This is a genomic window from Pseudomonas sp. H26/SER47-MNA-CIBAN-0231, assembly GCF_040310465.1.
Taxonomy (GTDB): Bacteria; Pseudomonadota; Gammaproteobacteria; order Pseudomonadales; family Pseudomonadaceae; genus Aquipseudomonas; species Aquipseudomonas atacamensis.
In genome coordinates, this window is sequence record NZ_JBEOPW010000011.1 from 177,394 (window position 1) to 194,987 (window position 17,594).

Genomic DNA, 17,594 nt, shown 5'->3' on the forward strand with positions numbered 1-17,594 from the left:
TCCTCGTATCAAGAAGCCCGTTCATGGCACAGCCGTCCACTACCTACAAATTCGAACTGAACCTCACCGACCTCGACCGCAGCGTCTACGAAAGCGTCAAGCAGACCATCGCCCGTCATCCTTCGGAAACCGAAGAACGCATGACCGTGCGGCTGCTGGCCTACGCGCTCTGGTACAACGAGCAGCTGTCGTTCGGCCGTGGTCTGTCAGACGTGGATGAACCGGCCTTGTGGGAAAAGAGCCTGGACGACCGTGTCCTGCACTGGATCGAAGTCGGTCAGCCGGATGCCGATCGCCTGACCTGGTGCTCGCGCCGCACTGAACGCACCAGCCTGCTGGCCTACGGCAGCCTGCGTGTCTGGGAAACCAAGGTTATCCCGGCGATCAAGAACCTGAAAAACGTCAACATCGCCGCCGTCCCGCAGGAAGTGCTGGAGACCCTCGCCAAGGACATGCCGCGCGTCATCAAGTGGGACGTGATGATCAGCGAAGGCACGATCTTCGTCACCGACGATCGCGGTCAGCACGAAGTCCAGTTGCAATGGCTGCAAGGTGAGCGCGGCTGAGGTCGTGACACCGCTGATATTTCCCACGAATCAAAGAGAAGCCTCCGTCGCCCCATGCGTATCGAACCTCGTCAACTGCCTGCCACGCTGCCTTTCCTTGGTGATCTGCCGCCACTGCTGACCCGCCTGTACGCGGCGCGGGGCGTGCAATCGGAAGCGGAGCTGGACAAAAGTCTGGCGCGCTTGATCCCGTTCCAGCAGCTCAAAGGCATTGATGCGGCGGTTGACCTGCTGGTGACGGCATTGGAGCAACGCCAGCGCATTTTGATCGTCGGCGACTTCGATGCGGACGGCGCCACCGCCAGCACCGTCGGTGTACTCGGCCTGCGCCTGCTGGGCGCTGCGCATGTCGATTATCTGGTGCCGAACCGTTTCGAATACGGCTATGGCCTGACACCGGAAATCGTCGAAGTCGCGCTGACCCGTGAACCGCAACTATTGATCACCGTCGATAACGGCATCTCCAGCGTCGAAGGCGTCGCGGCGGCCAAGCGCGCCGGACTGAAAGTGTTGATCACCGACCACCACTTGCCCGGCGATGAACTGCCGCAGGCCGATGCGCTGGTCAATCCGAACCAGCCGGGCTGCGAGTTTCCGAGCAAGGCGCTGGCCGGCGTCGGAGTGATCTTTTACGTACTCATGGCGTTGCGTGCGCGTCTGCGCAGCCTCGGCTGGTACGAGAGCAAACCGCAACCGAACATCGGCGAACTGCTCGATCTGGTGGCGCTGGGCAGCGTCGCTGACGTGGTACCGCTGGATGCCAACAACCGCATTCTTGTGCATCAAGGGCTGGAGCGGATTCGCGCCGGCCGGGCGCGGCCGGGGATCAAGGCGATCCTCGAAGTCGCCAAGCGAGAGGCTGCGCGGATCACTTCCACCGACTTGGGTTTTATCGTCGGCCCTCGCCTGAACGCCGCCGGACGTCTGGACGACATGAGCCTGGGCATCGAATGTCTGCTCACCGCCGACGCCAATCTGGCGCGGGAAATGGCTGCGCAACTGGACGGCATGAACCAGGATCGCAAATCCATCGAGCAGGGCATGCAGCGCGAAGCGCTGGCGCAGCTCAAGGATCTGCCGGTCGAGTCGATGCCGTTTGGTCTGTGCCTGTTCGACCCGGAGTGGCACCAGGGTGTGATCGGCATTCTCGCTTCGCGCATGAAAGAGCGCTATTTCCGCCCGACCATTGCTTTTGCCGATGCCGGTGATGGTCTGCTCAAGGGCTCCGGTCGCTCGGTGCAGGGCTTCCATATTCGCGATGCGCTGAGCGTGGTCGCGGCGCAGCATCCGAACCTGATCGCCAAGTACGGTGGCCACGCGATGGCCGCTGGTCTGACCTTGTCGCAGGAGAATTTTCCGTTGTTTGCCGAGGCTTTCGACGCTGAAGTGCGTAGGCAACTTCGCGAAGAAGACCTCACCGGGCGCATGTTGTCGGACGGCACGCTGGCCGTCGAAGAATTCCACCTCGAACTGGCCCGCGCCTTGCGCCACGCCGGGCCGTGGGGGCAGCATTTTCCCGAGCCGCTGTTTCACGGTGTGTTTCAACTGGTCGAGCAGCGTGTGGTCGGCGAACGGCATTTGAAAGTGGTGCTGAAAAGCGAATGCGGTTCGGTGAAGCTCGATGGCATCGCGTTTGGCATTGATCGCGATGTGTGGCCGAACCCGACGATTCAATGGGTTGAACTGGCTTACAAGCTCGACGTCAACGAGTTTCGTGGCAACGAGACTGTGCAACTGATGATTGCTCATATCGAACCGCGTTAAGCCATTCGCGAGCAGGTTCGCTCCCACAGGTACGGTGCAGTCTTGTGGGAGCGAGCTTGCTCGCGAAAGTGTCCTTTCACACACTGAATTACTCTGAACCCTCCGTCATTCCCGGTTGTCGACTAGGCTCTAAGCACTGCTTGATTGGCCTTGTGACGTTTTGTCGTTTTTTTGCCCGCGGGGGCGGGTGCTGCACCCTTTTTCTGTCACTCGTCGACTTTTCAAACAGAACCCTGGAGCCTGCCCACTGATTCGAGAGGTGCCCCATGAGTCTGCTGCTTGAACCCTTTACCCTGCGCCAACTGACCCTGCCCAACCGCATCGCCGTGTCGCCGATGTGCCAGTACTCCAGCGTCGACGGCTTGGCCAACGACTGGCACCTGGTGCACCTGGGCAGTCGCGCGGTGGGCGGTGCCGGTCTGGTTTTCACCGAAGCCACGGCGGTGACCGCCGACGGGCGCATCACCGCCGAAGACCTTGGACTGTGGAACGACGAACAGATCGAACCGCTGCAACGCATCACTCGCTTCATCACCGCCCAGGGCGCGGTCGCTGGCATTCAGCTGGCCCACGCCGGGCGCAAGGCCAGCACCCACCGGCCGTGGATCGGCAAGCATGGCAGCGTCAAGCCCGAGGACGGCGGCTGGACGCCGGTCGGGCCATCGCCGATTGCCTTCGATCCGCAGCACACGCAACCGAAACAGCTCGATGAAGGGCAGATTGCCGACGTGATTCAGGCGTTCGTCGACGCGGCCAAACGCGCGCTTACGGCCGGGTTCAGCGTGGTTGAAGTGCACGCCGCGCACGGCTATCTGCTGCATCAGTTTCTTTCGCCGCTGAGCAACCAACGTCGCGATCAGTACGGTGGTTCGTTCGAGAATCGCATCCGTCTGGTGCTGCAAGTCACTGAAGCGGTGAGGGCGGTATGGCCGGAGGAATTGCCAGTGTTTGTCCGTGTCTCGGCGACTGATTGGGTCGAAGACGGCTGGAATCCGGACGAAACCGTGGAACTGGCGCGTCGCCTTCACACGCTGGGCGCCGATCTCATCGACGTGTCTTCAGGAGGGACAGCTGCAAACGCGGAAATTCCGGTCGGACCCGGTTATCAGACGCGCTTTGCCGAGCGGGTACGCAAAGAGTCAGGCATTGCCACCGGTACTGTCGGAATGATTACCGAGCCTGCCCAGGCCGAGCACATTCTGCGCACCTGTCAGGCCGATATCATTTTCCTTGCGCGCGAACTGCTGCGCGATCCGTACTGGCCGCTGCACGCCGACGATGATCTGGGCGGACGCAAAGCAGTGTGGCCTGCACAGTATCAGCGCGCGACCCATCGGGATCAGCCGATTCATGAATCGGATTTGCGCGATTGATTGAAGGCTGGAAAGCAAAAGCCCCGAACCAGTGATGGTCGGGGCTTTTCTATTCGGCACAAGTTTGCGTTGTCAGGCGGGCCTCTTCGCGAGCAGGCTCGCTCCCACAGTAGGAATGCGGATCTCTGTGGGAGCGAGCCTGCTCGCGAATGACGCCAGAACAGCCGCCTTAGAACCTCAAGGGTATTTACGCTTGTCCGGCGCCGGCGGGAAATACTGGTACAACCAGGTTTCGCTCAGCGTGCGATCGTTGGTGCGAATGAACAGGCGCAGTTCCACCGGCTCGACGCTGTCATTGGTCGGGTACCAGTCGAACAGAATCCGATAACCCTTGATGTCATCCAGCACCAGCACGCTGAAGTCCTGCACCTTGCCGTTGGAACAGGTAATCACCGGCTCGATCCCGGTGCCCTGTGGCAGGCGCTCAAGGCCGCCACCGGTGAAGTCCACGGCGAAGCGCCGCGCCCAGACTGGCGGGTAGTGTTCACCCGGCGCCCAACCTTCGGTGAAGCCGCCCATGCCCGAACGCGTCGCGTGCACCCGTGCCAGTGGCGTGCCGACCGGTGGCAGGGCGCTCCAGTACAGCTTGTACCCGTAATTCAGCGAATCACCGGCAGCCACGGGTTTCTTCGGCGTCCAGAACGCGACGATGTTATCCAGCGTCTCGCCGGTCGTGGGAATTTCCAGCAGATCAATAGAGCCTTCGCCCCATGCGGTTGTCGGTTCTACCCACAGGCTCGGGCGCTTGCTGTACCAGTCGACAGTGTCTTGATAGTTGGCGAATTCGTGGTCGGTCTGCACCAGGCCGAAACCTTTCGGGTCCTTGTCGGCAAATGCGTTGAATTGCAGCTTTGCCGGATTGTTCAACGGACGGCAGATCCACTCGCCATTGCCGCGCCACATGGCCAGACGGTCGGAGTCGTGGATCTGCGGGTGGATGGTGTCGCACATGCGCCGTTCGTGGGTGCCGCAACTGAACATGCTGGTCATCGGCGCCACGCCGAGTTGTTCGATAGTGGTGCGTGCGTTGATGTGCGCGTCGATTTCCATGACCACGCGCTCGGCCTGGCAATCAATGTCGAAGCGATAGGCGCCGGTCGCGCTCGGCGAGTCGAGCAGGGCGTAGACCACAAAACGCGTGGCGTTCTTGTCAGGCGTCTCGAACCAGAACTTGGTGAAGTCGGGAAACTCTTCGCGTTTCTTCGCGTAGGTATCAATGGCCAGGCCGCGCGCGGAGAGGCCATATTGGCCAGTGGCATCGACCGCACGGAAATAGCTGGCGCCGAGAAACGACACCACATCATGCCGATCCAGCTCCGGCGCCTTGAACAGTTTGAAGCCGGCAAAACCCAGGTCGCCCTTGAGCTGCTGAGTGTCGACCGAAGTGTTTTCGTAATTGAACAGCGCCGGGCGGAAATGCACCTCGCGCGCCATGCGCGTCTTCGGATCAACGCTGTACATGCGCACCGGCTGACGGAAACCCATGCCGACGTGGAAAAACTGCACGTCCAGCTGACCTTTGTTTTCCTTCCACAAGGAATGCTCGCCGTCGTAGCGGATCGCGTTGAAATTCTGCGGAGTCATGGTCGCCAGGGTTGGCGGCAACACCTGTTTCGTATCCTGATAGGCATTGCCGGCGAGCTGCTTGGCCTGACGCTTCAACGCCTCGAAATCGAAGGCCTGAGCCTCGCCATCGGCGGCGCCACCATTGGCCGCCCAGGCGCGAGCAGCCAACAGGCCCGACGCGGAAAGACCGGTATAGGCCGCAATGGCCATGGACGCTTTGAGCAAATTCCTGCGGTGCATAAATACAACCTGTCGTGTGCAATCCAGCGCCGTTCCTGGCACCTGTCGGATCGGAAATTACGGTTCGGTCATGCCTTCGGCCAAACGCAACGGACTATAAACAGATGCCCGCTAGCTTAATCGGTTCGATTGTCGGGCAAAAAGGCTTGTTTGCGTTGCGCCATCTGGCAATGAAACAAGACATGTCTGTAATTTTTCTGACAGGGCCCTCTGATTTAGAGGGCATATCTGCTTTTTTCGATTAATTACTCTAAAAACCACTTTTCAACGCCGATTTAATTCCTATTCTATGAGCAAGACCGGATACAAGCCTTCGTGCCGGCGGGGCACACGACGCTGCTCGAAGAGGCAGGGCGATGTGAGGTTCAGCAGTTTCTTGACTCAATAGAGAAGGACATCGTCCATGGCAAAAATACAGGGCATCACCGAAATGTTGGGCATCTTTCCTTGCTTGGGCGGCGGGCGCAGAAGACGCCGTCTCAATTCCGAGGAATTGAAACTGGTGGAACGTTATCGAGAGCTATCGGAAAGCGACCGGATCGCCATGCGCTATCTGGTGGATGCGATGCGGAGTGTTTCGCGGTTTTAGGGAGGAGGGGAGAAGGGGGGCAGGTCGAAAGGCCTGCCCCTTTTCATTGGGTAACGCTCGGAACGAGCCCTTTTGAGTGGCGAGCAACATCTCGAAGCACACTCGCGGGGCGGGTCCGGGCACTTTCGAACTAGGCTGAGGGCCTTAGATCCGGATAACCCTTGTTTGGAGACGGAACATGAACACCCGTGGATTGCTCGATCAACTGCTCAAGTCCGGGCAGGAAATGCTGCAGAACAAGACTAGTGGCGCTTCCAACAAGTCGGCTGCCAGCGGACTGGGCGGTTTGCTCGGTGGCTCGTCTGGCTCCAGCGGCCTTGGCGGCCTGCTCTCCGGCGCGGGTGGCGGCGCATTGGCCGCAGGCGCGATGGGCCTGCTGCTCGGCAATAAAAAGGTCCGCAAGGTCGGCGGCAAAGTCGCCCTCTACGGCGGCCTCGCCGCGCTGGGCGTACTGGCCTACAAGGCCTACGGCAACTACAACGCCCAAAAAGGCAGCGCACCACAACGCGAACCACAAACCCTCGACCGCCTGCCACCCGCGCAAGTCGAGGAGCACAGCCAGGCAATCCTCAAAGCCCTGGTCGCCGCCGCCAAAGCCGACGGCCACATCGACGAGCGCGAGCGCGAACTGATCGAAGGCGAATTCACCAAACTCGACAACGACCAGGAGCTGCAACACTGGCTCCACGCCGAACTCAACAAACCCCTCGACCCCACCGACGTCGCCCGCGCGGCCAGCACGCCGGAAATGGCGGCGGAGATGTACATCGCCAGTGTGATGCTGGTGGATGAGGAGAATTTTATGGAGAAAAGCTATCTGGATGAACTGGCGCGGCAGTTGAAATTGGAGCCGGGGTTGAAGGTGGAGTTGGAGAGGCAGGTGCGGTTGGCGGCAGATTGATTCTATGGGGTGAGAAATCGCAGTGTTGTGCTGCGATTTTTCCTGTGTCGCTTATTGAGGCGTCAATACAGATTTAGCTCGGAAAGCCGTTTTTAATCTTTTTGATTCGTGAACAATGATGTAATCAAGCCTCAATCATAAAATCTTCAATTCTTTCAATGAATTCGATTTTGCTTTTGGTTCTGAATTCACCTAGAAACTTTTCGGAGTTTTTGATTGGCTCACCTCTTCTATCGTATTCGATCGTTAGCATATCAATCACAAATTCTCCGTCGGGATCCCCTTCGGGCTCGACTCTCGTGTCAAAGCAATGGCCGGTACTCTGGCGGACTCCTCCGATCAGTACCGAACTAGAGAACCAGTTGCAAGTCTCCGGTGTCAGCTCCACCTCAAACAGATTGTTGATTGTTATTGTCCAGCCGCTTGGTACTCGGATGGGTTGGAGTTTGTATTCGAGTTTTGATCTCATTGGGTCTCTCCGAATCTTTGCATTCGTGAATACTTTGCTCTGATCATTTAAACGATAATCGTGCTTACTGCAGCGTTGAATAAATGCGCTGGCAAGTATCAATTTTTTTACTTTAGTTTGTATTCGAGTTTTTCATCTAAGCCCAGGGATATGTCCTGATTTTTTGTTCGCTCGAATATAAATATTATTTTTTAAAAGTTTTGCCCATGCTTTGTTCAGATTCTTTCGAATTTTTCCACACTATTTCAATCGGACGCTCCACGTCCGTACTGAGCAAATCCCACAGAGAATTTAGGTTGTTTTCATAGTACTGAGCCCAAGAAAATGCAGAAGCTATCCGCTTGTGGAAATCCTGCTCGGAAGAAATGGATAGGCCGTCAAGTTCAATTATCATTCAGGTTATTTCCACTTTCCTATTGGGCTGACAGCGCCCATCCGCTCTGAGCAGCCTGCCTTAAGAAAAGGGGACAGATTTATATTCAGTTTGAAGAAAGAAATCTGTCCTCTTTTACTCAGTCCCTTTTGCTCAGAAGACAAAGCGACCACATGATCGCTCTGTCTTCAGAGATGAATTAGACCTCCTGCCGCCAAGCGGAAAACGTGATCACTGTGCCGGCTTCTTTTCTGTTGGTGATTTCTACTTTATAGGTACCACCATTGATGCGGCCTTCAACGAGCGCTTTGCGCTCGTTGCCGCTGACTTCGGCGTCCTTTGCATGTTGCTGATAGAAGTCGATAACATCCGCGTATTCGGTAAAAGTCCTGAGAATGACCTCATATTCATGCTGAGGGCGTCCGGCTATTTTGTCCCAGTCACCGTCAATTGACGTGCCCTCCATACCCGGTGTCGTAAAGACACCGTGAGCGCCGGCGCCAATCAAGTGAGCTCGCTGCGGAAGCAACGGCAGCATCGCTTTTGGAAAATCGGAAGGTAATTGAGCCGCAGTCCAGGCTCCCTGTTTCGGCTGAGTCACGATGTACTCAACGTGGGCAATCTTCTGCGCAGCGGCTCGGCGTTCTGGATCGTCACTCTCCGCCCACAGCGCCATCATAGGAGGTAGTTGCTTACTCCAGGGGATCAAAGCATCGGCGTCAGACTTGCCGGCGCCTTCTGGCTGGAAAATAGTCAGCACGGTTTCCGGCGCATCGTTACAAGTCAATGGTTCCTCGCGAGACTTGACGGTGCAGTGGCCATTGACCAGTCCTACGGCGAGCAACTGCCCCTTGTCGTCCAGCAGCAATGCGGCGCGCTCGAACCCGTTGTTACCGTCGTCCATGGCAGTGATCATTTTTCTGCCGGGAGGCACACCATCAACAAAAGTCGACATTTCTGAGTCGAGCGCTTCAAGAACCTGCTGCACGATCATCGTATTGTCATTGGTGTAACTTCCGGTTTGGTAGCCAAAAAAATCAACGAGTGCAGAACGAACCGCCGGGTCTTGGTTGAGCTTGTGAGCCCGTTCTGGACTGGCTTCGTTTGTAAGCAACAAGACAGTTGTGCCGTCGGAACGTTGTTCGGATCGTAGTGACAGCGCGATTGCGCTTAGGGAGAAGGTGAAGGCTAAAAGCAAGGCGAGAGTGCGGCTCAAGTGTTTCAAGATAACAGTCCTTTGGTTATTTAATCCGTGAGAGTGGTCGCAGAGATGTGATCTGGTGATTATGCGTTGAGCATAAGTTTTCTGTTTTTCATTATTCTTGAATGGAGAGTTTAAGTTGACAGTCGCCTTGAAGGTTTCAGTGACGTGTTTTTCACGCATATCAGGCGGCCCAGCAGATTTCTTCGTACAGCTAAGCATTCAAGGCTTCCAGAATTCAATTCCCTCCACATGACGCTCTATGTCATCCATGTCATCCTCGCCAAGAGTTGAGTCAAAGTTTTTGCTGATAATTGTTCTGATTTTTGCTAGTCGCTGAGTTACGTTTTCATTGTCAATGAACTCGGTTGTAGCTTTTCGATATTTTTCAACCGGTTTGTCGCTATAGTAACTTCCCATTTTATGTAGAGAAATCATGATGAATTCAATATTTGCGAGTGCTTCCAGAGCATCTTCGCCAGTCAGTATGATTTTCTTGTTTTTTTCTAACATTATTCTCTCCGAGTAAAAGTTGGGTTCTCTAATTTTAAGTTTCCTTTAATGGTCAGCTCCATAGTTCCATGCCTAGGGTTTTTAACCCATTCGAGCTGCGAGTCAGGTACGTCTGTCTCAATGTAATCCCGGCCGCGGCCTCTGCCAATTTGGTATTTTTCTTCAGCATCAAGCTGGCTCAGCGGCTTCTTGTTGGCGGGTTCGACGTAAACACGATTGTTATCCTGAGCTTGGATTTCTCCCCGATTGCTCAATTCGATGATTATTTAGAGATTCAACTACGGGCAGCCTGCGTATAACGTTTGAGGATATGATCTATTCTGATTTGAAGGGCTGCATTTTTCTTTGTTTCTAATCAGTGCTGTTACTGATATGGATGCAGTCATGATCATCCATGTAGATTAGAACGTTAAAAAGATCGTCGGCTATCCAAAAAGGGAATCCAGTTGTTTCGGAAAATAATTTTTTTAGATCTAAGGAGCTTTCGAGTTTCCAAGCGTGTATGTTGCTGTCTTGAACTATAAGGAGCGGGTGTTCAAGATTTTCGAGTGTGTCAACTTTTTTCCAAAACTCTGGGTCGTGGTGTTTTTTGTTTGACTTTAATTGGTACGGGTCAAGATATTTAGCTTTAGTAGAAAAAAATACGGTCGTCAGTTTAGTGATCAAATCAGATAGTTCATCGTCACTTAGTTTTTCATGCGGTAAGGCATGCAGCACTAACGTTGAATCGATCTCTTTTTCTAGGTAGTTCATTGCGGATCTCCAATTCTTGCGCGTGATACGGGTAAGGATTCCAATAAAATGTGGCCTCTAACAGCTCCACCTGTACCCCGTTTGCCTGGCGTTTGGTAACCGACATGGGGATCAGCCGGGCCATCACCAGAAGGAACGAGACGAGGATCATCCATGTTAACTTCTGCGCCTTTATTTCTGCCTTCTAATACTCGCCACTCTGTAGGATAAGATTTTCCATATTGGTCTTTGCCCCACTTAGTAACTGTAAATTCGTTTTTCGACACGCCTGTTCGAGTAAATGCTTCGTCCACTCCTTTATGCATTTGCTGGTATGACGTCCCAGGTGTATCTCTCCAGTCTAAATCAACCTCAGAATTGAACTTCCATGTTCCGCCTGGGACAGGCTGTGGACAATTTGTGGGGCCGCTAGATAAACCTAGAGGATCCACCCACCCCGTAGGGTTAGGCACGTACTGGTAGCTATTCAACCCACCCGCAAGCTTGATCGGATCCGGGGTCAAGAACCGTCCAGTCCCCGGATTGTAGTAGCGGTGGCGGTTGTAATGTAAGCCTGTCTCGGCGTCGAAATACTGACCCTGAAAACGCAGCGGATTATCGATTTCGCTCACATCCAGCGCCGCGAGATTGCCGTAGGCGCGGTATTTTGCCGACCACATGATTTCGCCACTGTAGTCGGTCAGTTCCTGCGGCGTGCCGAGGTGGTCGAGTTGGTAGTAGAACGGGGCCGCTTTTAGCGGGCCTTCGCCGTCGAGCATTGCCAACGGGCGGAAGGTGCCCGGTTCGTAGATGTAACTGCGGTAGCGGTTCTCGGCGCTTTCAGCGATGAGGCGTTCGCCTTGCCACAGAAACTCGGTGGTGTGACCGTCGACTGACTTTTCAATGCGGCGGCCAAAGGCGTCGTATTTGTAGGTTGCTGTGCTGCCGCCCGGCAGGCTGACGCCGATCAGACGGTGCTGGCAGTCGTAGCGGTATTCGGTGACAAGTTTTTGGCCTGTTCCTCGACTCTCGCGGACTAGGTTGCCGTAGGCGTCGTAATCGTAGTGGCGGTCGCCTTGCATGAGCAGGCGATTGCCTTTGACGTTGGCGAGGTTGGCTGCGGGCAGGTCATTTTGTCCGAGGAGGTTGCCTGCCGGGTCGTGAGCGAAGCTCTCTGGCATGGCGCCGCGTACGCTGATCAGTCGGTCGAGTGGATCGTAGTGATAGCTGCGGTTGCCTTTGCGGCTGTCGTTAATACCGGCGAGGTTGCCGTTGGCATCGTAGTTGTAGCGACGCTGGAACAGGTGTTTGTCCCGTTGGCTGACGCTGTGCGCTTGCAGACGTCCCTGTTCATCGTATTGGTATTGGCTAAGCAGCAGACCTTGTTGGCGCTGTTGCTCTCGACCGGCGTTGAACTGATGAGAGGTCAGGCGAGAACCGTTGAGGTCGATGCTGGTGAGTTGCCCGCCAGGCTGGTGGCGGTAATCGAGTTTGCTGCCATCGGGCAAACGGCAGTGCTTGAGCTGGCCAACGCTGTCGTATTCGTAGCGCAGAGTACCCCAGCCTTGGTGTTCCTCGATGAGCCGGTCTTGCAGATCGTATTTATAGGCGAGCGGCCAGTGGCCGTCGTCGACGTTAACGAGGCGACCAAGTGCGTCGTAGCTGTAGTGAATCTCCTCACCATCGGGTAGCGTTTTTACCAGCAAGCGGCCTGCGGCATCACGCTGGTATTCGGTGACCAGTTCGCTACCGTCATCGCCGAATTCGGTTTTCTTCAGTAGTTGGCCGTTGAGGTCGTATTCGTACGCGGTGCGACGACCGTCGAAGCCGGTTTCCTGCTGGATCAGACCGTTGGCGTAGTAATCGAGATGGTAATGCTCGCCGCGCTCGTTTTCGATTTCAGTGAGCAGCAGGCGCGAGTTGTCGTAGCGGTAGCGAAGTTGGCTACCGTCGGGATTGATGCGGCGGCTGACGAGGTGCAGATTGTCGGCGTATTCGTAGCGGGTGATGCGACCCAGTTCATCGCGTTCGGCGGTGACATTGCCATAGGCGTTGTAGCTGAATGCGCGAGTGGCGCCGCCGGGCAGCGTAACTTGGGCAAGGCGATTGGCAGCATCCCATTGGTAATGAGTGATCGCGCCGGACTCTTCCTGGCGAGTGATCTGCCTGCCTAGTGCATCGTAACGGTACTTGCGCTGACCGCCGTCGGGAAGACGTTCTTCAAGCAGTTGACCGAGATTGTTCCAACCGAGTTGATGACGGCTGCCGTCCGGGTGACGGATTTCCAACAGACGACCCTGCGGGTCATAGCTGTAATGGGTGGCATTGCCGTCCGGGTCAATCTGCGCAGTGACATCACCCTGTCGGTTGCGTTGATACTTCCAACTGGCTTTGCCGCGACGAACGTCGCTGACGAAGCCGTTGATATATTCGTAAGTTGTAGCTTCGTCTTCTGGGGGGATGACAGCGGTCATCAGTCCGTTGTCGTCGTAGCGGTATTCGGTAACGGCGCCCAATGGGTCCTTTTCCGCGATCAATTGACCCTTGTCGTTATAGGCTTTTTGATGCTCGGCACCATCGGGATCAATTTTGCTGATCAGTCGCGCCTGATCATCGTGGGTGTAGACCTCTTCGCTACCATCGGCGTTGGTAACGGTAACGCTGCCTTTGTCGTCCCAGGCGTATTGCGCTTCCATCTGGGAAAAGTTGGCCCAGTGACGTGTACACCGAGACAGTTTGCCTTCGTTTTCCCACTCCCAGTAGAACGCCGCGCCGCCTGCCAATTGCCGCTCGAGAATGACGTGCTGGTCGTTGTAGCGATAGCGTTCGGCTTCGTCGGCGGCATTCTTCGCCTCGATCAGGCGATGCTGCGTGTCGTAGCTGTAAGTGACCAGCGTCTGCACTGTGTTCCATGCGGCCTCAAGATTGTCCGCTGGCAGGAACTGTTGATAGTCGACGGCGATGATGTGCTTGCGATCGTAGCGCAGGAGCAGGGCGCGGCCGGCACCGTTGTCGAGACGTTTGATGCGCCCATGGATGTCTCGAGTAACGTGCAAGCGGTTGCCATAGCTATCGCTGATGGCGATCAGGGTCGCGTCTTTGCTGTCGAAGCGGAAGTGATAGAACGATGGTCGCTTGCCAGCCTGCGCGAGAATCAGCTCGGATGGATCGTCACCTAGAAAAATGGCCGCGTGCGATAGGCTGTTGGTGATGGCGGGACGCTGCTCGCTCGGAAGTGGGAAAACGGTGGAGCGGTTTTCCTGATCGGTCCAGATGACTTCATCGCCATTGATCTCGATGCGGTGGGCGAGCGCGTGGCTCCAGCCATAGCCGAGACCGCAGTCGATTTCCACAGCGCTGGTGCGATAGAGACGGGTCCATTCGAATGGCAGCAGGCCGTCGAGTTGGCCGTCAGTTAACGTCAATAACTCTTCGCCAGTGACCATCGAAACAGGGCACCCGTTAGTGCAAGTCTTTGCAGCAGGTTCTGCGCTCTTTTCGGCGGGATTCGTCGCCTGGTTCGATACGTCATCAGCGACTTTACCGTCAGCAAGTCTGGCGTTTTTCTTGCCATCAAAACGCAACTCGGAAATCCCGTTCCTGACCTTCGCCGTCACCCCTCGGGCCGCCACTGCGGTGTACTTGGCGACATACTCCATAAAGCCGTTGATGATCTTGAACACCGACTTCACGAAGCCGATCACAGCCTTGATGACAAGCTCTCCGTACTTCTTGAGTCGGGCCGCAAGGTAGATGACGCCGGTACCTTCTGCCGCGATGGTCAATACCACGCCGATCACGATGTCGATCGCAATGCCTACGACAATGGCCGTGGTCATCTTCGCTACGTCGCCCGCCATCTTCATCGGCGGCAAGCCCGCGAGCCAGATCACCGCACTGCGCACCAGCAAAAACAAAGCCGCCTCGTCGCTGGCCAGCAACATGGCCTTTTTCATGATGTCCGGCGAGCTCTTGGCGACTTTGATCAGCTCGTCTGCGCCAGCGCCGAGATCCTTCGCAAACTTTCCTGGGTCCTGAAGGATGTCGAGCACGAGACTGATGCCGTCCCATACGCCCTTGATCGCTTCCCAGCCACCTTCAAGAATGCCGTTGCCGATGGCCATGGCTGTGCCGGAGGTCGAAAGATTCGACCATTGCGGTTTGAAGCCGGCCCATTCCTTGCGCAGGAAACCTTCAAGGTCCGCAGTCACGCCGCTGTAAGAACTGAAGAGGGCGTCGATCTGCGCCGGGGTCACTTCGTTATGGACGCGAATCGTGTAGAACTTGCCGGGCACACCGCCGGTCCATGCGGCTTTGCCTTGGGCGTCGAGTTTGACCTTGCTGACCGCACCACCGTCCACGGCCACGATTTCGACTTCGATATCGCCGACGGGAATGTCGTAAACCGATTCGAATTTGCTCTCGATCAGCAACGGACCCTTGAGCGGACATTGAGCCACGTTCGAGGTGAAGTTACCGTCGGTCATGCTCACCGTTTTACTGGTGTTGCCCGCCTTGATGACACGCTCCATGCCCAACAAGGACGGCATGTCCGCGGCACGGCTACCCTTGTCGAGGGCCTGTGCATACCAGGTTTTGGTTTGTTCCTGATACAGCTTCAGACTGTCCTTGAAGGTGTTCAGTTGGTTGTCAACAAAGGCAACGCGATCCATCAGCCTTGCTCCAGAATCAGGTGGTTTATCAATGCTTCTTTAAGATTTTGCGGCGCATCCGGGCGGCGCACGAAGCGGGTGATTTTCAGCTTCAGATTGTTCTCGGGCCACGCGGTGTAGAGGTCCGGGCGGTCTTCTTCCAGCCATTGCATCAGGTTGCTGACCAGCGTCGCCGGATTGTCCTTGCTCAACCCTTCCAGCAACCCCTTCGGCACCTCCCACCACGGCCAGTCCCTGACCTTCGCCGCCACCCGCGTGCCCACTTCCAGCGCCTGCCCATTGATCAGATACCGCTCAAACACCGGCAGCACTTCTCCAGCCTTCTCCCCAAGCCCCCGCAGAATCGGATAAATATGCCGCCCATCCCAAAACCGGAAAAACACCTCGGTGCCATCCGGCATTTTTACCTGCGTCAGGCTGCGCAGATGCTCGAACACTTCGTTCGGTTCTGAACGCGACACCGCCAGCCAGCCCCAGTCGAGGGCGTCGGTTTCGGCGATCCAGGGCAGGAAAGCGGAGTTGGCTTTGAGTTCGGTGAGGTAGGGCATCACCGGTTGCCAGGTGGAGTAGGGCGTGCCGCCCCAGATCGGGATGAGCTGGGCGGTGGGTTCGGTGAGGTACAGGGTTTTCAGGGCGTCGGCGTCGCTGGCGGCGCTGACGATCAGGTACAGGCGCTCGCCGCTTTGCAGCGGCTGTTGCGCCAGCCAGTCCTTGGGGGAGATTGGTTCAGATGGCACAGGCACCTGCCTTGCATTTTTCGCATTCTTCACAGAACGGCGCGTTACGTTTTAGGGTGTTGATTTGCGCCGGGGTCAGGACCTGGCCAGCCTTGTCGGCATCCGCCTGTTTCAGCACGCCGGGCATCAATGGCGCGGCGCCCGTACCAACGCCGGGGCTGCCGCCGGAGTTCATGTTGATCACCGGCCCACTCATGGTCACGCCACCAGCGTCGATCTTGATGAAGCTGCCACCGCCGACCAGGGTCAGCTCTGCACCAGCTTCCATCACCACTTTCATGCCGCTGCTCAGGTGGATTTCCTGGCCTGCGTCGATGAACTGGCCCGTGCCGATCTTGATGTGCTGGTTCACGCCGACGGTGAGGTGGTCGTTGGCGCGGGTTTCGACTTTGCGGTCGGCGTAGACGGTGTGGTGTTCTTCGGCCTTGAATTCGCTGTAGCTGTTTTGCTCGACGGTGTCGTGGCGTTCGTTGCCGACGCGGATTTTCTGGTCGTGCTCGATGTTCTCGTCCCAGTCGCGCTGGGCGTGCAGATAGATCTGTTCCTGACCTTTCTTGTCTTCGATGCGCAGTTCGTTGTAGCCGCCACCACCCATGGAACTCAGGGTCTTGAAAGTGCTGCGGGTCTTGTTCGCCGGCAGTGGATAGGGGACGGTGTTTTCCTTGTGGTACAGGCAGCCGCTGATCAGCGGTTGATCGGGGTCGCCTTCAAGGAACGTGACCAGCACTTCCATGCCGATGCGCGGGATGGCGATGCCGCCGTACTGGGCGCCGGCCCAGGCGCTGGAGACGCGCAGCCAGCAGCTGGTCTTGTCGTCGGCCTGACCCTCGCGATCCCAGTGGAACTGGACTTTGACTCGGCCGTATTCGTCGCAGTGGATTTCTTCGCCTTTCGGGCCGGTGACCACCGCGCTCTGGCTGCCGAGAATGCGCGGTTTCGGGTGGCGTAGCGGCGGGCGGTTGGGCACGTCCCACGGCGTGGCCTGGAAGCGGTTGCGATAACCCTGATGGAAATCGTCTTTCAGCGCGGTGGTGTCGCTGGTCACCGACTCTTCGAGCACTTGCGGCTGCTTGCCTTCGTGCAGGACTTCAGTGAGCAGCCACAGGTCGTTCCATTTGGCTTTCGGGTGTTCGGTCAGGGCGAGAAAGTGGCCGCTGACCAGCAGTGGCTGATCACTCGTGCCTTCGGCCAATTGGAAGTCGCTGCGATGGCGTTCGAGGGCGCGTTTGGCTAGGTGCTTGCCGCGCTCGCGGTCGATGAAGCGGCCCGGGTAATCGTAGTCTTCGAGGTCGGGCAGGGCGTCGCCACGGTTTTCGCTTTCCAGGGTCAGACGCGGTTTTTCGAAGTCGTAGTCGCGACGGGTGGTGCGGCTGGTGCGGGTTTCCAGGCGCAGGTCGAAGCGCTTGATCACCGGGTTGCTGGCGACCATGCCGGAGTCTTGCTGATAGGGCACCGGGGCCAGTTTCGGGAACACCGTCTGGTCATCGCCGAAAACGAGCTTGTGCGCGTTGGCGCTGTGCTGGAAGTGGAAGTGAATGCCTTCTTCCTCGCACAGGCGCTGGATGAAGTGCAGATCCGACTCGTCGTATTGCACGCAGTAGATGCGCTCGGGATAGATCGAGCCGGTCTTGAATTCGTAGGCGTTGCCTTGAATGCCGTGCTCTTCCAGCACCTGGCCGATGATTTTCGGCACGCTGAGGTTCTGGAAGATACGCTGGTTGATGCGGTGCGCCAGATACGCCAGTTGTGGGCGCAGCGTCACCGCATAACGGGTCAGACGCTTGCCGGAATCGCCTTGCGCGGCGCGATAGATCTGGCCATGAATGCCGCTGCCGTCAGGCGACAGCTGCAGAAAGGCCGGTTTGTGCAGCAGGGTTTCGAGGTCCAGCGACGGCTG

15 protein-coding genes are annotated in these 17,594 nt (G+C 56.8%); 5 read left to right on the top strand and 10 right to left on the bottom strand.

Features of this window, described 5'->3' with window-relative positions; translation table 11 throughout:
• Positions 1-23: 23 nt before the first annotated feature.
• The 3 genes from AAEZ10_RS18030 (at position 24) to AAEZ10_RS18040 (ending at position 3,703) form a co-directional block, all read left to right on the top strand.
• A complete protein-coding gene (locus AAEZ10_RS18030; RefSeq protein WP_007908961.1) occupies positions 24-566 on the top strand; it encodes a YaeQ family protein in 543 nt (180 codons plus the stop codon).
• Positions 567-620: 54 nt separating this feature from the next.
• Positions 621-2,330 carry a single-stranded-DNA-specific exonuclease RecJ gene (gene recJ, locus AAEZ10_RS18035; protein ID WP_350570336.1) on the top strand — a complete coding sequence of 570 codons (1,710 nt, stop codon included), beginning with the start codon at positions 621-623 and terminating at the stop codon, positions 2,328-2,330.
• 266 nt (positions 2,331-2,596) lie between these two features.
• Positions 2,597-3,703 carry an NADH:flavin oxidoreductase/NADH oxidase gene (locus tag AAEZ10_RS18040; RefSeq protein ID WP_324174969.1) on the top strand — a complete coding sequence of 369 codons (1,107 nt, stop codon included), beginning with the start codon at positions 2,597-2,599 and terminating at the stop codon, positions 3,701-3,703.
• A 177-nt stretch (positions 3,704-3,880) separates the two neighbouring features.
• Here the strand turns inward: AAEZ10_RS18040 and AAEZ10_RS18045 are convergent, their stop codons facing one another.
• On the bottom strand, positions 3,881-5,509 hold the full coding sequence (locus AAEZ10_RS18045) for a glucan biosynthesis protein D (protein ID WP_110646996.1): 1,629 nt from the start codon (positions 5,507-5,509) through the stop codon (positions 3,881-3,883).
• Positions 5,510-5,912: 403 nt separating this feature from the next.
• Between AAEZ10_RS18045 and AAEZ10_RS18050 the strand changes: the two genes are divergently transcribed.
• Both AAEZ10_RS18050 and AAEZ10_RS18055 read left to right on the top strand, forming a co-directional pair.
• Positions 5,913-6,098: a hypothetical protein gene (locus AAEZ10_RS18050; protein ID WP_016771524.1), complete on the top strand. Its 186-nt coding sequence runs from the start codon at positions 5,913-5,915 to the stop codon at positions 6,096-6,098.
• Between the two features lie 178 nt (positions 6,099-6,276).
• Positions 6,277-6,999: a tellurite resistance TerB family protein gene (locus AAEZ10_RS18055; protein ID WP_350570340.1), complete on the top strand. Its 723-nt coding sequence runs from the start codon at positions 6,277-6,279 to the stop codon at positions 6,997-6,999.
• 124 nt (positions 7,000-7,123) lie between these two features.
• Here the strand turns inward: AAEZ10_RS18055 and AAEZ10_RS18060 are convergent, their stop codons facing one another.
• The 9 genes from AAEZ10_RS18060 to AAEZ10_RS18100 form a co-directional block, all read right to left on the bottom strand.
• Entirely contained in the window at positions 7,124-7,468 is a 345-nt protein-coding gene (locus AAEZ10_RS18060; RefSeq protein ID WP_071174496.1) for a hypothetical protein, read from the bottom strand.
• A gap of 184 nt (positions 7,469-7,652) precedes the next feature.
• Positions 7,653-7,862: a barstar family protein gene (locus AAEZ10_RS18065; RefSeq protein ID WP_323168296.1), complete on the bottom strand. Its 210-nt coding sequence runs from the start codon at positions 7,860-7,862 to the stop codon at positions 7,653-7,655.
• 178 nt (positions 7,863-8,040) lie between these two features.
• A complete protein-coding gene (locus AAEZ10_RS18070) occupies positions 8,041-9,225 on the bottom strand; it encodes a hypothetical protein (protein ID WP_258717442.1) in 1,185 nt (394 codons plus the stop codon).
• 39 nt (positions 9,226-9,264) lie between these two features.
• Complete coding sequence (locus AAEZ10_RS18075) at positions 9,265-9,555, bottom strand: hypothetical protein (RefSeq protein ID WP_122706122.1); 291 nt, start codon at positions 9,553-9,555, stop codon at positions 9,265-9,267.
• Positions 9,555-9,809 carry an HYD1 signature containing ADP-ribosyltransferase family protein gene (locus AAEZ10_RS18080; RefSeq protein ID WP_350570343.1) on the bottom strand — a complete coding sequence of 85 codons (255 nt, stop codon included), beginning with the start codon at positions 9,807-9,809 and terminating at the stop codon, positions 9,555-9,557. Before AAEZ10_RS18080 ends, AAEZ10_RS18075 begins: the two co-directional genes overlap by 1 nt.
• 97 nt (positions 9,810-9,906) lie before the next feature.
• On the bottom strand, positions 9,907-10,308 hold the full coding sequence (locus AAEZ10_RS18085; RefSeq protein ID WP_122706125.1) for a hypothetical protein: 402 nt from the start codon (positions 10,306-10,308) through the stop codon (positions 9,907-9,909).
• Positions 10,305-14,960, bottom strand: coding sequence for an RHS repeat-associated core domain-containing protein (locus tag AAEZ10_RS18090; RefSeq protein ID WP_350570345.1), 4,656 nt, complete (start codon positions 14,958-14,960; stop codon positions 10,305-10,307). Before AAEZ10_RS18090 ends, AAEZ10_RS18085 begins: the two co-directional genes overlap by 4 nt.
• Positions 14,960-15,697, bottom strand: a complete 738-nt coding sequence (locus AAEZ10_RS18095; RefSeq protein WP_350570347.1) for a DUF4123 domain-containing protein — start codon at positions 15,695-15,697, stop codon at positions 14,960-14,962. The genes AAEZ10_RS18090 and AAEZ10_RS18095 overlap by 1 nt, the downstream gene beginning before the upstream one ends.
• Positions 15,687-17,594: type VI secretion system Vgr family protein (locus tag AAEZ10_RS18100; RefSeq protein WP_350570349.1), on the bottom strand; the 1,908-nt coding region annotated here is incomplete at its 5' end. The genes AAEZ10_RS18095 and AAEZ10_RS18100, both read right to left, overlap by 11 nt.

Bases quoted from the DNA above. Each gene is read 5' to 3' on its own strand.
- AAEZ10_RS18030 (WP_007908961.1), top strand. From the start codon at position 24: ATGGCACAGCCGTCCACTACCTACAAATTCGAACTGAACCTCACCGAC.
- recJ (WP_350570336.1), top strand. From the start codon at position 621: ATGCGTATCGAACCTCGTCAACTGCCTGCCACGCTGCCTTTCCTTGGT.
- AAEZ10_RS18040 (WP_324174969.1), top strand. From the start codon at position 2,597: ATGAGTCTGCTGCTTGAACCCTTTACCCTGCGCCAACTGACCCTGCCC.
- AAEZ10_RS18045 (WP_110646996.1), bottom strand. From the start codon at position 5,509: ATGCACCGCAGGAATTTGCTCAAAGCGTCCATGGCCATTGCGGCCTAT.
- AAEZ10_RS18050 (WP_016771524.1), top strand. From the start codon at position 5,913: ATGGCAAAAATACAGGGCATCACCGAAATGTTGGGCATCTTTCCTTGC.
- AAEZ10_RS18055 (WP_350570340.1), top strand. From the start codon at position 6,277: ATGAACACCCGTGGATTGCTCGATCAACTGCTCAAGTCCGGGCAGGAA.
- AAEZ10_RS18060 (WP_071174496.1), bottom strand. From the start codon at position 7,468: ATGAGATCAAAACTCGAATACAAACTCCAACCCATCCGAGTACCAAGC.
- AAEZ10_RS18065 (WP_323168296.1), bottom strand. From the start codon at position 7,862: ATGATAATTGAACTTGACGGCCTATCCATTTCTTCCGAGCAGGATTTC.
- AAEZ10_RS18070 (WP_258717442.1), bottom strand. From the start codon at position 9,225: ATGCGTGAAAAACACGTCACTGAAACCTTCAAGGCGACTGTCAACTTA.
- AAEZ10_RS18075 (WP_122706122.1), bottom strand. From the start codon at position 9,555: ATGTTAGAAAAAAACAAGAAAATCATACTGACTGGCGAAGATGCTCTG.
- AAEZ10_RS18085 (WP_122706125.1), bottom strand. From the start codon at position 10,308: ATGAACTACCTAGAAAAAGAGATCGATTCAACGTTAGTGCTGCATGCC.
- AAEZ10_RS18090 (WP_350570345.1), bottom strand. From the start codon at position 14,960: ATGGATCGCGTTGCCTTTGTTGACAACCAACTGAACACCTTCAAGGAC.